This window comes from Pseudomonas palmensis (assembly GCF_049942755.1).
Lineage (GTDB): Bacteria > Pseudomonadota > Gammaproteobacteria > Pseudomonadales > Pseudomonadaceae > Aquipseudomonas > Aquipseudomonas palmensis.
This window is the reverse complement of record NZ_CP187958.1, coordinates 4989633-5003957: the sequence shown is the minus strand read 5'-3', so window position 1 is coordinate 5003957 and position 14325 is coordinate 4989633. Positions and strand designations below refer to the sequence as shown.

The 14325-nt window shown below is 66.8% G+C and carries 9 protein-coding genes, 2 pseudogenes and 2 riboswitches; of the genes and pseudogenes, 6 read left to right on the top strand and 5 right to left on the bottom strand.

The features are described 5' to 3' along the window. Positions 1-5: 5 nt before the first annotated feature. On the bottom strand, positions 6-3755 hold the full coding sequence (gene cobN, locus ACPRTJ_RS23065) for a cobaltochelatase subunit CobN (RefSeq protein WP_426427339.1): 3750 nt from the start codon (positions 3753-3755) through the stop codon (positions 6-8). 3 nt (positions 3756-3758) lie between these two features. Next, positions 3759-4829 (bottom strand): cobalamin biosynthesis protein CobW, encoded by a 1071-nt coding sequence (gene cobW, locus ACPRTJ_RS23060; RefSeq protein WP_078480382.1) that lies wholly within the window; start codon positions 4827-4829, stop codon positions 3759-3761. A 98-nt stretch (positions 4830-4927) separates the two neighbouring features. Then, positions 4928-5125: riboswitch (cobalamin riboswitch) on the bottom strand. 56 nt (positions 5126-5181) lie between these two features. Beyond that, a riboswitch (cobalamin riboswitch) is annotated at positions 5182-5410 on the top strand. A 114-nt stretch (positions 5411-5524) separates the two neighbouring features. On the opposite strand from cobW, the gene ACPRTJ_RS23055 reads away from it, so the two are divergent. From ACPRTJ_RS23055 to ACPRTJ_RS23030, 6 genes are all read left to right on the top strand, one after another. Then, positions 5525-5710, top strand: coding sequence for a CbtB domain-containing protein (locus ACPRTJ_RS23055; RefSeq protein ID WP_043861453.1), 186 nt, complete (start codon positions 5525-5527; stop codon positions 5708-5710). A gap of 11 nt (positions 5711-5721) precedes the next feature. After that, positions 5722-6411 (top strand): CbtA family protein, encoded by a 690-nt coding sequence (locus ACPRTJ_RS23050; RefSeq protein ID WP_054914568.1) that lies wholly within the window; start codon positions 5722-5724, stop codon positions 6409-6411. Further along, positions 6411-6815: a cobalamin biosynthesis protein gene (locus tag ACPRTJ_RS23045; protein WP_054914569.1), complete on the top strand. Its 405-nt coding sequence runs from the start codon at positions 6411-6413 to the stop codon at positions 6813-6815. Before ACPRTJ_RS23050 ends, ACPRTJ_RS23045 begins: the two co-directional genes overlap by 1 nt. A 27-nt stretch (positions 6816-6842) precedes the next feature. Beyond that, a complete protein-coding gene (gene cobM / locus ACPRTJ_RS23040) occupies positions 6843-7589 on the top strand; it encodes a precorrin-4 C(11)-methyltransferase (protein ID WP_043861450.1) in 747 nt (248 codons plus the stop codon). Positions 7590-7884: 295 nt separating this feature from the next. Next, a complete protein-coding gene (locus ACPRTJ_RS23035) occupies positions 7885-8499 on the top strand; it encodes a response regulator transcription factor (protein WP_043861449.1) in 615 nt (204 codons plus the stop codon). A 7-nt stretch (positions 8500-8506) separates the two neighbouring features. Then, positions 8507-11803: a transporter substrate-binding domain-containing protein gene (locus ACPRTJ_RS23030; protein ID WP_426427338.1), complete on the top strand. Its 3297-nt coding sequence runs from the start codon at positions 8507-8509 to the stop codon at positions 11801-11803. Positions 11804-11811: 8 nt separating this feature from the next. Here ACPRTJ_RS23030 and ACPRTJ_RS23025 read toward each other — a convergent pair. The 3 genes and pseudogenes from ACPRTJ_RS23025 to ACPRTJ_RS23015 form a co-directional block, all read right to left on the bottom strand. Further along, a pseudogene (locus ACPRTJ_RS23025) lies at positions 11812-12228 on the bottom strand (methyl-accepting chemotaxis protein); the annotation flags it as partial. A 168-nt stretch (positions 12229-12396) separates the two neighbouring features. After that, positions 12397-13026: pseudogene (locus tag ACPRTJ_RS23020) on the bottom strand (PAS domain-containing protein); the annotation flags it as partial. 194 nt (positions 13027-13220) lie between these two features. Further along, on the bottom strand, positions 13221-14240 hold the full coding sequence (locus ACPRTJ_RS23015) for a LacI family DNA-binding transcriptional regulator (protein ID WP_054914573.1): 1020 nt from the start codon (positions 14238-14240) through the stop codon (positions 13221-13223). Between the last annotated feature and the right edge of the window lie 85 nt (positions 14241-14325).

Sequence of the window (14325 nt, the reverse complement as noted above, 5' to 3'; positions counted from 1 at the left end):
CTGGCTTATTCCTCTGCGTCCAGCAGTTGCTCTTCCAGGGCCTGTCGATACTCGCCCGGAGCCTGCCACAGCCCGCGCTGCTGGGCCTCCAGCAAACGTTCGGTGATGTCGCGCAGGGCCTCGGGGTTGTGCTGGCGGATAAACTCGCGGGTCGCGGCATCGAGCACATAGGCCTCGGCCAGCGACTGGTAATGATGATCGTCGATCAGGTGCGTGGTGGCATCGAAGGCGAACAGGTTGTCGACCGTCGCGGCCATCTCGAACGCGCCCTTGTAGCCATGGCGCTTGACCCCGTCGATCCACTTGGGGTTGAGCGCGCGCGCACGGATCACCCGGTTCAGTTCTTCCTTGAGGGTGCGAATGCGCGGGCGATCCGGCTGGCTGTGATCGCCGTGGTAACTGGCAACGCCGGCGCCGGCCAGGCTTTCTGCCGCCGCGAGCATGCCGCCCTGGAACTGGTAGTAGTCATTGGAATCGAGCAGGTCGTGCTCATGGTTGTCCTGGTTCTGCAGCACCGCCTGCACCTGGCTCAGGCGCCGGGCAAAGGGTTCGCGCGCGGCGGTGCCGTCGTCCGAGGCGCCATAGGCATACGCGCCATGGTTGATGTAGACCTCGGCAAGGTCTTCACGGCTGTGCCACAGACGGCCGTCAATGGCGTTCTGCACCCCGGCGCCGTAGGCACCGGGCTTGGAGCCGAACACCCGCCAGCCCGCCTGGCGCTCGGCCTGCTCGGGGCTCAGGCCAGCGGCCAGCAGTTCGGCACGCTCGCTGCGCACCTTGGCCGCCAGGGGGTTGAGGTCATCCGGCTCATCCAGTGCCGCCACGGCCTGCACCGCCGCGTCGAACAGCTTGATCAGGTTGCCGAACGCATCGCGGAAGAACCCCGAAACGCGCAGGGTCACGTCTACCCGGGGGCGATCCAGCAGGCTCACCGGCAGGATCTCGAAGTCGTCCACCCGCTGGCTGCCGCTGGCCCATACCGGGCGTACGCCGAGCAGGGCCATGGCCTGGGCGATGTCGTCGCCGCCGGTGCGCATGGTGGCCGTGCCCCATACCGACAGGCCGAGCTGGCGCAGGTGGTCGCCGTGGTCCTGCAGGTGGCGTTCCAGAATCAGGTTGGCCGAGGCGAAACCGATGCGCCATGCCGTGGCGGTGGGCAGGTGGCGCACGTCCACGGTGTAGAAGTTGCGGCCGGTGGGCAGCACGTCCAGGCGCCCGCGGCTGGGCGCCCCGCTCGGCCCCGCCGGCACGAAACGCCCGTCCAGCGCCGCCAGCAGGCCCTGCATTTCGGCCGGGCCGCAGGCATCCAGCTGCGGCGCCACCTGGGCCCGCAGCGCCTGCAGCACGGCCTCGACGTCGGCGCTGTGCTGGTGGCTGGCCGGCGCCCCGTCGAGGGTCTGCTCGATCAGGCGGGCGGCATACAGTTCAAGCCGCTCGCGGGTGTCGCCGTTGGTCCGCCAGGCCTCGCTGCTCACCTGTGCCAGGCTGGGCGGCCGTGGCCCTTCCCAGGCAAGGCCCAGGTCGCAGTCCAGCGGGTCGAAGCCCAGCCCCAGGCCGCGGGCCAGGGCGCGCAGCAGGCTGGCATTGGGGCCGCGCCCATCACCACGTTCCACCCGCAGCAGGGCCAGCAGCGTGTCGATCCGCAGGCGACCGTCCGGCGATTGGCCGAACACATGCAGGCCGTCGCGAATCTGCGACTCCTTGAGGTCGCACAGGTAGGTGTCCAGGCGCGGCAGCCACACCGCCGCATCGTCCAGCGCGCCTTCCAGCTGCAGCTCGCGGTCGATGTGGTTGTCGCGCACCAGGTTGAGGATGTCGCGCTGCAGTTCACGGGCCCGGCGCGGGTCCAGCAGTTGCGCCTCGTAGTACTCGTCGGCCAGCAGTTCCAGGTCGCGCAACGGCCCGTAGGTTTCGGCGCGGGTCAACGGCGGCATCAGGTGGTCGATGATCACCGCCTGGGTGCGGCGCTTGGCCTGGGCGCCCTCGCCCGGGTCGTTGACGATGAACGGGTAGATGTTCGGCAGCGGCCCCAGCAACGCGTCCGGCCAGCACCCGGCCGACAGGCCGACGCCCTTGCCCGGCAGCCACTCCAGGTTGCCGTGCTTGCCCACGTGGATCAGCGCATCGGCGGCATAGGCGTGGCGCAGCCAGAAGTAGAACGCCAGGTAGCCATGCGGCGGCACCAGGTCGGGGTCGTGGTACACCGCACTGGGGTCGACCTGATAACCGCGCGCCGGCTGGATACCGACGAAGGTCAGGCCAAGGCGCAGGCCGGCGACCATCATGCGCCCGCTGCGAAACATCGGGTCCTGCTCCGGCTCGCCCCAGCGCTCGCGCACCGCCTGCTGGTTGGCCTGAGGCAACAGGGCGAAGGCGGCGCGGTAATCGTCCAGCGCCATGCTCTGCGCACAGGGGCGCTGGTCGAGCGTGTCGAGGTCGTTGCTGACCCCGCCGAGCAGGGCCTGGATCAGCGCCGTGCCACTGTCTGGCAACGGCCCCACCGGGTAGCCCTGGGCCTGCATGGCGCGCAGGATGTTGAGCGCCGCCGCCGGGGTGTCCAGCCCCACACCGTTGCCGATGCGCCCGTCGCGGGTCGGGTAGTTGGCCAGAATCAGCGCCACGCGTTTTTGCGGGTTGCCCAGGCGCGCCAGCTCGCACCAGCGCCGGGCCAGTTCCGCAACAAAATCCATGCGTTCCAGGTGCGGCTTGTAGCACACCACGTCCGACTGGCTGCGTTCGCTGCGCCAGGCCAGGTCCTTGAAGCTGATCGGTCGGCTGATGATGCGCCCGTCCAGTTCCGGCAGGGCAATGTGCATGGCCAGGTCGCGGGCCCCCAGGCCCTGTTCGCTGGCCTCCCAGGCCGGCTGGTTGTCCTGTGCGCAGATGGCCTGCAGCACCGGGATGTCGCGCCGGAACGGGCGCAAATGCGGCTGCTGCGGGCTGGACTGGGCAAAGCCTGTGGTGTTGATGATCAGGGCCGCGTCGACCTGGTCCAGCCATTGCTCGACCTGGTCCAGGCAGGCTGCCTCCTTGAGGCTGGCCACGGCAATCGGCAGCGGGTTGAGCCCCGCGCCTTGCAGACGCTCGCAAAACGCATCGATGAACCCCGTGTTGGCGGCCTGCAGGTGCGAGCGGTAGAAGATGATCGGCGTCACGGGCTGGCCGGTCTGCCACAGGGCACGCCAGCTGTCCACGCTCGCCTGGGGGTGTTGCGGGTGATAGACACTGGTGCGCGGCAACTGCTGCGGCTCGTCCCAGCGGTAGTCGCGGCCCAGCCATTGGCTGGCTAGGCACTGGAACAGGTTCAGCGCATTGGCCTTGCCGCCCTGGCGCAGGTAGTGCCACAACCGTTCGGCCTGGGCAGCGGGCACCGTGCTCAGGCTGGTCAGCTCAGGGTCCGGGCGGTCGTCGCCCGGCACCAGGATCAGTTGCACGCCCCGCCCCGCCAGCGCCACCAGTTGCTCCACGCCATAGCGCCAGTAACCGATGCCGCCGTGCAGCGACACCAGGATGACCTTGGCATGGCGCAGCACTTCGTCCACATACAGGTCGACCGAAGCATGGTTCTGCACCTGCATCGGGTTGGCCAGGCGCAGGCTGGGGTAGTCGTCCGGCAACTGCTGGGCGGTTTCGGCCAGCAGTGCCAGGTGCGAATCACCGCTGCAGAGAATCACCAGGTCGGCGGGGGTCTGGCCGAGGTCGGCGATGCTGTCGTCCGGCACAAAGCCGCCGGGCTGGGTCCGCAGCAGGTGCATGGGTCAGGCGCCCAGTGCGGCGCGCAGGCTGGCTTCGAGGTGCACGGCGTCAAGGTCCTGGCCGATCAGCACCAGGCGCGTGGTACGTGGCTCGTCGCTGCGCCAGGCGCGGTCGAAGTGCTTGTCGAAGCGCGTACCCACGCCCTGCACCAGCAGACGCATCGGCTTGCCCGGAATGGCCGCGAAGCCCTTCACGCGCAGGATGCCGTGCTGCACCACCAGTTGGGTCAGGGCATCGAGCAGCAGGCTTTCGTCGGCCTGGGGCAACTCGATGGAGATGGAGTCGAAAGCATCATGGTCGTGATCGTCGTGGTCGTCATCGCCGTCATGGTGCGAATCGTGGTGGGTACGGCGCGCGTCGATGTGCTGCTCGGATTCGGCGCCCAGACCCAGCAATACGTCCAACGGCAGGCGGCCGCTGCTGGCCTCCACCACCTTGACCGCAGGCGGCAGTTCCTCGGCCACCTCGGCGCGCACCCTGGCCAGGTCGTCGGCAGCGATCAGGTCAGCCTTGTTCAGCACCACCAGGTCGGCGCTGGCCAGCTGGTCGGCAAACAGTTCGTGCAGTGGGGACTCGTGGTCCAGGTTCGGGTCGAGCTTGCGCTGGGCGTCCACCTGGTCGGGGTAGGCAGCGAAGGTGCCGGCGGCCACGGCCGGGCTGTCGACCACGGTGATCACCGCATCGACCGTGCAGGCGTTGCGGATTTCCGGCCACTGGAAGGCTTGCACCAGCGGCTTGGGCAGCGCCAGGCCGCTGGTTTCGATGAGGATATGGTCCAGGTCGCCACGGCGCGCCACCAGCTCGCGCATCACCGGGAAGAACTCTTCCTGAACGGTGCAGCACAGGCAGCCGTTGGCCAGCTCGTAGACGCGCCCGCTGGCTTCTTCCTCGGTGCAGCCGATGCTGCACTGCTTGAGGATCTCGCCATCGATGCCCAGCTCGCCGAACTCGTTGACGATCACCGCGATGCGGCGGCCCTGGGCGTTGTCGAGCATGTGCCGCAGCAGGGTGGTCTTGCCCGAGCCGAGGAAGCCGGTAACGATGGTGACGGGGAGTTTGGCCAGTGTTTTCATGGGGGTGCCCTTGGCAGGATGGCGGGCATGCAGGACGAGAGCCGCAGGAGCCTTGCTGCCTGAGCGCATTCGCCACCGGATCACCCCGCCCGGTTGAAAGTCGGAAACTGTTCGAGGCAGGTCTCCTGGCTCGCGCTGTGCCGGCACGCCTGCCGGCAGCATCGACGCCTTCCCGCCCGGGGCAGTGGCACGGCCGATGCCGTTAACGCTTACAGTTGCGGGGGCAGCCACGGCTTGAACCGTATTCCCGTCTTAGCTGCAGCCAGGGCCGCAGAACCTCGAAGCGGCTAGGCTACGCAGTGGTCCGGGGCAGGTCAACCGCTGTATTGACGGATGCCGGCGCGCATGATTTGCTAGCCGCATTCGTTCGGGTGCCTTTTTACAAGGTGAAACGGGAAACCGGTGCGTCAGCCGCTTCTGCAAAGAAGCAGCGACAAATCCGGTGCTGCCCCCGCAACGGTAAGCGAGGAAAGCGTCTTTACCACTGTGCCAGCTGTGCGGCATGGGAAGGTGACGCCCTCAGGCTGAGCATGCTGCCAGCCCTCGCAAGCCCGGAGACCGGCCCGATACAGTCATGACAAACCCGCGGTGGGCGGGCGCTGTTGAACCCCTGGGCGAGCCTCGCGCAGGGGTTGGCCGCGCTTGCCTGTTGCCGACAGCCCCGACGACACGACAACAGCAAAAAGGAACGCGCCATGCCCATCAGTACCGCCAGCCAGCCCCTCGTCACCCCCACTACCCTCAGCCAGCGCCTGGCCGTCGCCATCGGCGCATCGCTGCTGGGCCTTTGCCTGGTCTACTTCGCCGGCTTCTCGCACATCGAGGCGGTGCACAACGCTGCCCACGATACCCGCCACAGCGCCGCGTTCCCTTGCCACTGAGACCTGCCCCGATGATCAAGCGCATTGCCCGCACCGCAGGCTTTACCGGCCTGCTCGCCGCCCTGCTGCTGACCCTGCTGCAAAGCTTCTGGGTCGCACCGCTGATTCTGCAGGCCGAAACCTACGAGAACCCGGCACCAGCCGCCCAAACCCATGAACATGCCGACGCCGCGGGTGAAGGCCACCACCACGATGCCGAGGCCTGGTCGCCTGAAGACGGCTGGCAGCGCGTGCTGTCGACCACCGGTGGCAACCTGGTGGTGGCCGTCGGCTTTGCCCTGATCCTGGCTGCGCTGTACACCCTGCGTGCGCCGGGCCGTACCGCCACCGGTGCAGCCTGGGGGCTTGCCGGGTTCGCGGTATTCTGCCTGGCGCCCACCCTCGGGCTGCCGCCAGAGCTGCCGGGCACCGCCGCCGCCGACCTGGCGCAGCGTCAACTGTGGTGGGTGGGCGCCGCGGCTGCCACCGCTGCCGGCCTGGCCCTGATCGTGTTTGCCCACAACTGGCTGCTCAAGGCGCTGGGTGTGGCATTGCTGGTTGTTCCGCACGTGATCGGTGCGCCGCAGCCGGAGGTGCACGAGAGCCTGGCGCCGCAAGCACTGGAGGCGCAGTTCAAAGTGGCGTCGCTGTTGACCAATGCCGCGTTCTGGCTGGCCCTGGGCCTGCTCAGTGCCTGGCTGTACCGTCGCCAGCCAGCCTGATGCAGCTGTATGCCGGGCTGGGCTGTCGTCGCGGCTGCCCGGCCCGCGAACTGGCTGCCCTGCTCCAGCAGACCCTGTTCGCCCATCACCTGCCCGCCTCTGCCCTCGCCGGGCTGGCCAGCATCGACCTCAAGGCCGACGAGCCCGGCCTGCATGAACTGGCCAGGCAACTGGGGTTGCCGCTGGTATTCTTTTCGGCCGCGCAACTGGCCCCCTTCGAAAGCCGCCTGAGCCACCGTTCGCCCACGGCGTTCGCCCTCAGCGGCTGCCATGGGGTGGCCGAAAGCGCCGCGCTGGCCCTGGCCGAGCAACGCGGCGGCGCCAATGCCGCACTGCGCCTGCCACGCACCGTGCAAGGCGCCGCCACCCTGGCATTGGCCTGGGCCCCGCCGTTTGACGGATAATGCCGCGCAATCTTCCAAGGATTCATCATGACCGTCTATTTCATCGGTGCCGGCCCGGGCGACCCCGAGCTGATCACCGTCAAGGGCCAGCGCCTGATCCACAGCTGCCCGGTGATCATCTATGCCGGCTCGCTGGTGCCTGCCGCCGTGCTCGAAGGCCACCGCGCCGAAACCGTGATCAACAGCGCCGAACTGCACCTGGGGCAGATCATCGAGCTGATGCGCACGGCCCACGCCAACGGCCAGGATGTGGCCCGCGTACACAGCGGCGACCCGGGGCTGTACGGTGCGATCGGCGAACAGATCCGCCACCTGCGTGAACTGGGTATCCCGTTCCAGATCATCCCCGGCGTGACCGCCGTGGCCGCCAGTGCCGCGCTGCTCGAATGCGAGCTGACCCTGCCGGACATCGCCCAGAGCGTGATCCTGACGCGCTACGGCGACACCTCGCCGATGCCGCCGGGCGAATCGCTGGGGAGCCTCGCCAGCCATCAGGCAACCCTGGCCATTCACCTGGGGGTCAAGCACCTGGCCAGAATCGTCGAGGAACTGCGTCCGCATTACGGCAGCGATTGCCCGATCGCCGTGGTGCACCGCGCCACCTGGCCAGATCAGGATTGGGTGCTGGGCAGCCTGGACGACATCGTGCAACGGGTGCAGGCCAAGGGCTTTCGGCGCACCGCACTGATCCTGGTGGGCCGGGTATTAGGCAGCGATACCTTCAGCGAGTCGGCGCTCTACCGCGCCGGGCATGCGCACCTGTACCGACCTTGACGGCCATTGACGGCCGCCCTCCCGGCCCGATGCCCGGCGCGTTCCCATGGGCGCGCCTGCCAATTCAACAGCCTCTGCTAGCGATAACCGGCCCAGGCGATAGGAAATCGGCTACAGAACTTTCGAGCGCCTTGTAAGAAAAATCCTCTAATCGAACTGATTTCTTCCTCACTTCTATACTGGACGTACTCCTGCTGAGCGTTTCCACGTATCTTGGCCGCCTTGCCAGAGCCTGGGCAGGCGTCGCCCCGAACGGTTCGGGGCCTGGATCACCTCTCTGACAAGGAGTTGCGCGATGCCCAAAGTCTTGATCGTTGATGACCACACCACCATCCTCTTCGCCATCCGCACCCTGCTGGAGCGCGATGGCTACAACATCGTCGGTGAAGCCCGAGACGGCGCGAGTGCCGTCGAACTGGCGCGCAAGCTGCAGCCTGACGTGGTGATCCTCGATCTGGGGCTGCCACGCCTGGATGGCCTGAGCGTGCTGGAGCGGCTCAGCCAGTTGACCAACCCGCCACGCATCCTGGTACTGACCGGCCGCCCACCCCGGCTGTTCGCCCGCCGTTGCATCGAGTCCGGTGCCTCGGCATTCGTGCGCAAGGACGAAGACCTCGATATCCTGAGCGCCGCCCTCAAGGCCGTGCTCAACGGCTACTCCTACCTGCCCGATGCGTCACGCTTCAATGACCGGTCAAGCTCGGAACTCCAGCGCCTGGACAAGCTGTCCAACCGTGAGTTCGAGGTGCTGCGCCAGTTGGCCAAGGGCGCCAGCAACGGCGAAATCGCTACGGCGATGATCCTCAGCGCCAAGACCATCAGCACCTACAAGACCCGCATCATGGAAAAGCTCGGGGTGGTATCGCTGGTTGAGTTGATCGATGTGGCCAACCGCAACGCACTGACCTGAGCCGCCCATGACCAAGCGTTGCCTGCCTGCCCTGCTGCTCGCCTGCCTGGTGCAGTGGCTGGCGATAAGCGCCATGGCACAGGAGCCGGGGGTTGCCCGCCAACTGCTCGGGCGTTCGGTCAGCAGCAGTGCGCCACCCCCGCTGACCCTCGCCGAACGTCGGTGGCTCAAGCACAAGCAGGTGCTGCGCCTGGGCACCTCGGCGCCGGACTACCCGCCCTTCGACATCAATGTGAGCCAGCACGACTATGAAGGGGTCAGCGCCGACTTCGCCGGCCTGATCGGCGAGCAGTTGAAGATCCCGGTGCAGGTGCTGCAGTTCCCGAACCGTATCCAGGCCATCGCCGCCCTGCACAGTGGCCAGATCGACCTGCTGGGCAGCGCCAACGGCTACGAAGCCGCCGACAGCGCACTGGTGATGAGCCAGCCCTACGCCGACGACCAGCCGATCATCGCAACCCCCGTCGGCGTGACCCATGACCCTGACGACCCGCTCGACGGGCTGACGCTGTCGATGGTCGAACACTACCTGCCACCGCCGCTGGTCCGCCAGCTCTACCCCCGGGCAAACCTGCAACTGTACGCCTCGACCATGTCGGCCCTGTCGGCGGTGGCCCTGGGCCAGGCCGATGCATTCATCGGCGACGCGATCAGTTCCGACTATCTGATCGGCAAGAACTACCGCGAAAGCCTGCAGATCTCCCACTACGTCAAACCCCAGCGCTCTTCCTTCGGCTTTGCCCTGGTGCGCGAGAACACCGCGTTGCTGGACCTGGTGAACAAGGCATTGGGCAGCATCACCGACAGCGACCGGTTGAACGTGATGCGCCGCTGGACCAGCGGCGTGAGCAGCATCCTGCTCAACCGGGCGGACATCGCGCTGACCGACGAAGAGCGACACTGGATCGCGCAGCATCCCAGCGTGCGCGTGGTCATCAACAAGTACTTCGCGCCCCTGAGCTTCTTCGACGAAAACCAGCACTTTCGCGGCATCACCGCCGACGTGCTGGCGCAGATCAGCCTGCGCAGCGGCCTGAAGTTCCAGATCATCGAGACCGACTCGGTGCCCACCATGATCAGCATGGTCGAACAGGGCGAAGCCGAGGTCGTCGGCGCGCTCAACTATGGTGAGCAGCGCGCCAGAACCCTGGCCTTCACCCGCCCCTACCTGGCCAACCCGCGGGTGCTGGTGACCAGCGTGCGCGATACATCGATCCGCCACCCCGACCAGCTCGACGGCAAGCGCCTGGCGATCATTCGCGGTACACCGGTAAGCGCCGAACTGCGCCAGCGCTATCCCGCCATCAGCCTGATCGAAGTCGACGACCCGCTGGCACTGATGGAGTACGTGGCCCAGGGCCGCGCGGACGCGGCGCTCAGTTCGCAGATCAACGCCGCCTACTTCATCAGCCGCATGTTCAAGGACCGCCTGCGCATCGCCACCCTGCTGGACGACACCCCGGCCCTCGCCGCCTTCGCCACCGAACGTTCTTCGCCACTGCATGCGATATTGGAAAAATCCCTGCTCAGCATCCCGCCCGAGCAGATGACCCAGCTGGTCAATCGCTGGCGCATCAATGCCCTGATCAGCGACACGCCCTGGCGCAACTACCGCTCGCTGGTGCTGCAGATTCTGGGCATCGCGGTGGCGCTGGTGCTTGCCATAGCGTTGTGGAACCGTTACCTGCGCAAGCTGATGCAGCAACGCGCCGAGGCCGAGCAGGCCCTGCAACTGCAGCTGCGCATCAGCGAACACCTGCTCGAAGAGCTGCATGTGGCCAAGGAACAGGCCGACAGCGCCAACCACGCCAAGAGCACCTTCCTGACCACCATGAGCCACGAGATCCGCACCCCCATGAACGCGGTGATCGGCCTGCTCGAGCTTGCCCTGAAGGATGCCGCACAGGGCCGCACCGACGAGCACTCCCTGCAGGTGGCATTCGATTCGGCCAGCAGCCTGCTGGAGCTGATCGGCGACGTGCTGGACATCGCCCGCATCGAATCCGGACACATGAGCCTGGCGCCTCAACCCACCGACCTGGGTGCGCTGGTACGCAGCACCGTGCAGGTGTTCGAAAGCAGCGCCCGTCTCAAGGACATCAGCCTGACCCAGGACCTGCAGCCCCCCGCCGCCCTGGTGGAGATCGACCCGCTGCGTTTTCGCCAGATCCTGTCCAACCTGCTGGGCAATGCCATCAAGTTCACCGAGCGCGGCGGCGTCAACGTGCGCCTGCAGTGCCAGCCCACACCGTGCGGCAAGCAGGTGCACATGCACCTGGCCGTCGAGGACAGCGGCATCGGCATCAGCCAGCCGGACCAGCAGCGCCTGTTCCACCCCTTCATCCAGGCCGGCAGCCAGCCGGCTCGCCAGGGCACCGGCCTGGGCCTGGTGATCAGCCGGACCCTGTGCGAACTGATGCAGGGCAGCCTGGAGCTGCACAGCACCCCGGGCCATGGCACCCAGGTCACGGTCAGCCTGCCGCTGATGCTGGCCAGCACTGCCAGTCAACCCGAGGAACCGGCCCAGGAGCCAACGGCCCAGGCCAGCCAGCGGCTGAACATTCTGGTGGTCGACGACTACCCCGCCAACCTCATGCTGCTGGAAAAGCAGCTGAGCGTGCTGGGCCATCGGGTGACCCAGGCCAGCGACGGCGCGGGCGGCCTGCAGGCCTGGCAGGCCGGGCGCTTCGACGCCGTGATCACCGACTGCAACATGCCCGGCATGGACGGCCACCTGCTGGCGCGCGAGATTCGTGCCCAGGAAGCCCAGGCGAATCGCCCGCCCTGCCTGATCCTGGGCCTGACCGCCAACGCCCAGGCCGACGAACGCGAACGCTGCCTGGCGTCGGGCATGGATGACTGCCTGTTCAAGCCGATCGGCCTGGGCGCCTTGAGCCGTCACCTGTCGGGGGTGGATACCCCCGAGCCGCAGGCGCCACCCGAGCCCCGCGCCGAGGACAACAGCGGTTTCAACATCGACAACCTCAAGCACCTGACCCTGGGTGACCCACGGCTGATCAAGCGTCTGCTGACGGAGCTGGAGCGCAGCAGCGCCGAAGACCTCGAGGCGTTGCGTGCCCTGGGCTCAGGCGCGAGTCGACAGCAACTGCGCAGCCTGTCGCACCGCATCAAGGGCGGCGCCAAGATGCTCAAGGCCCATGGCCTGGTGGGGCACTGCGATGCGCTGGAGCAGGCCTGTACCGGCAAGGCCCCGGACAAGGCCATCGAGGCGTTGCTGGCGGCGCTGGAACAGAGCCTGAAGGATCTGCATGAACACCTGCAGCGATCCATCGCCGCCGGTTGAGATGCGGCTCAGTGCAGCTGCAGGGTCGAGTTGATCTGGCTGATGGCGTCCACCACGTGCTGCGAACCCTGCTGGATTTCCAGGATCACTTCCCCCGCCTCATTGGCCAGTTCCACCCCCAGCCCGGTGCGGCTGAGGCTCGACTGCATGCTGGCCACCGCATTGAGTGAAAGGTCGTGGTTCTGGCGCACCACATCGACGATCTCCAGGGTCGCCTTGCTGGTGCGTGCCGCCAGGCTGCGCACCTCGTCGGCCACCACGGCAAAGCCGCGGCCGTGCTCACCTGCCCGCGCCGCCTCGATGGCGGCATTCAGGGCCAGCAGGTTGGTCTGGTCGGCAATGCTGCGGATGGTCTGCACGATCTGCCCGATCAGTTCCGACTGCTTGCTCACCGCATCGATGCTGCGGGCTGCGGCATTGAGCTCGCGGGAGATCTCCTCGATCACCTGCACCGTATGCTGCACCACCTCCGAGCCCTTGCGCGCGCAGGCATCGTTCTGCACCGAGGTGGCGTGGGCCGCTTCGGCCGCCGTCTGCTGGGTACACACCTGGTGGGTGATGTCGCTGGCGAACTTGACCACCTTGTACAGGCGGCCACGGGTATCGAAGATCGGGTTGTAGGAAGCTTCCAGGTACACCATCTGCCCGAGTTTGTTCTTGCGCTCGAAACGATGGGAATGGTACTCGCCGCGATTGAGCGAGGCCCAGAATGCCTTGTAGGCGCTCGACTCGCTCTCGCTGCGGTGGCAGAACAGGCTGTGGTGCTGACCAATGACCTCCTCGGCCCGGTAATGCATGGTCTTGAGGAAGTTCTCGTTGGCACGGATCACATTGCCTTCGGGGGTGAACTCGACCATCGCCATGGAACGGCTGATGGCGTTGATCAGGCTGTCGCTCTCATGCTCCTCGACCACCCGCCGGGTGATGTCGGAGGCGACCTTGATCACGCTGGTGACCTGCTGGTTGGCGCCGAATACCGGCATGTAGCTGGCCTCCAGCCACACATCGTGCCCGGCCTTGTCGCGCCGCAGAAAGGTACCGCTGTGGGCCTCGCCCCGCGCCAGGTCGCGCCACAGGGTGCGGTACGCATCGCTCTTGACGTAGTCGGGCTCGCAGAAAATGCGGTGGTGCTTGCCGATGATCTCCTCGGCGGCATAGCCTAGGGTGGAGCAGAAACGCTCGTTGGCTTCGAGAATCACCCCGTCGGGGCTGAACTCGATCATGGCCATCGAGCGACCTATGGCCGCAAGCTTGGCATTGGAGTGGTGTAACGCTTGGGTGCAACGCTCGATTTCAGCCAGGTCAGACTTGCGATGGGCGTTAAACATTGGTTACCACTCCATTGGCGGTTTTTGCTCAGCATAGATGCACTTCTGTACCCTGCAAGCCAACTGCCATCACCGTTTATCACCCCACGTCAACTGCTTTCGCGCACCATCAGTTCGAAGCCCAGGTCCTGGGTGCGCGGCTGCCCGCCCTTGCCGTCGAGCAACGCCAGCAGCGCCTGCGCAGCCTGCCGCCCCACGGCAGCGCGCGGGGTGCGAATGGAGGTCAGGCGCGGTACCAGGTGAGCCGATGCCGGCAGGTCGTTGAAGCCCACCATCGCCACCTGCCCCGGCACCTCGATGCCCTGGCGCAAGGCCTGCAGAATCGCGCCCTGGGCCAGGTCGTCGTTGCAGAAGAACAGCCCGTCCACCTCCGGGTGACGCTCGAGCAACTGGCTGAACAGCTCGCCGCCCAGGCCGATGGATGACGGCTGCGGTGCGAGCATTTCCAGTGCCGGGTCATACAGCCCTGCATCGTCGAGCGCCTGGCGGAACCCGTCGGCGCGTTGCATCACCCGCGGATCGAGCTGCGCGGCAATGAAGCCCAGGCGCCGCCGCCCGCGTTCGATCAGGTGCCGGGCAGCCGCGCGCCCGGCCTGCTGCTGGGAAAACCCGACCGAAGTGGCCGTGTCCGGCCCCCCCAGCTCCATCATGTGCACGCAGGGCACACCACTGGCGGCCAGCATCTGCTGCGACGCCTCGGTGCGGTCAAAACCGGTGAGCAGCATGCCGCACGGCTGGTAGGCCAGGTAGTTGCGAATCAGGTTCTCCTCTTCGGCCACGTCATAGTGGAAGTTGCCGATCAGCACTTCAAGGCCGCGCGGGCGCATCACGTCGTGGATGGCTTCGAGGGTTTCGATGAACAGCTGGTTGGACAGCGACGGAATCAGCACCACCACCGACTGGCTCTGTGCCGACGCCAACGCGCGGGCTGCCGGGTTGGCGACATAGCCCAGCGCTGCGGCAGCATCCTTGACCTTCTGCACCAGTTCCGGGGCAACCGTGCTGATGCCGCGCAGGGCGCGCGAGGCGGTGATCGGGGAAACCCCGGAAAGCCTGGCCACTTCAGCCAGGGTCGGACGACCGGTAGTACGGGAGCCAATGCGGGTCATGGGGGCTTTTATTTTTCGGCTTGCAAAGAGAAGGGAACGGGCACTAAGGTAGCGCTGTCTCAGACGTCAGGCAATGCATAACTGC

Coding starts and splice junctions, on each gene's coding strand:
- ACPRTJ_RS23030 (WP_426427338.1), top strand. CDS start 8,507: ATGACCAAGCGTTGCCTGCCTGCCCTGCTGCTCGCCTGCCTGGTGCAG.
- ACPRTJ_RS23015 (WP_054914573.1), bottom strand. CDS start 14,240: ATGACCCGCATTGGCTCCCGTACTACCGGTCGTCCGACCCTGGCTGAA.
- ACPRTJ_RS23035 (WP_043861449.1), top strand. CDS start 7,885: ATGCCCAAAGTCTTGATCGTTGATGACCACACCACCATCCTCTTCGCC.
- cobN (WP_426427339.1), bottom strand. CDS start 3,755: ATGCACCTGCTGCGGACCCAGCCCGGCGGCTTTGTGCCGGACGACAGC.
- cobW (WP_078480382.1), bottom strand. CDS start 4,829: ATGAAAACACTGGCCAAACTCCCCGTCACCATCGTTACCGGCTTCCTC.
- ACPRTJ_RS23055 (WP_043861453.1), top strand. CDS start 5,525: ATGCCCATCAGTACCGCCAGCCAGCCCCTCGTCACCCCCACTACCCTC.
- ACPRTJ_RS23045 (WP_054914569.1), top strand. CDS start 6,411: ATGCAGCTGTATGCCGGGCTGGGCTGTCGTCGCGGCTGCCCGGCCCGC.
- ACPRTJ_RS23050 (WP_054914568.1), top strand. CDS start 5,722: ATGATCAAGCGCATTGCCCGCACCGCAGGCTTTACCGGCCTGCTCGCC.
- cobM (WP_043861450.1), top strand. CDS start 6,843: ATGACCGTCTATTTCATCGGTGCCGGCCCGGGCGACCCCGAGCTGATC.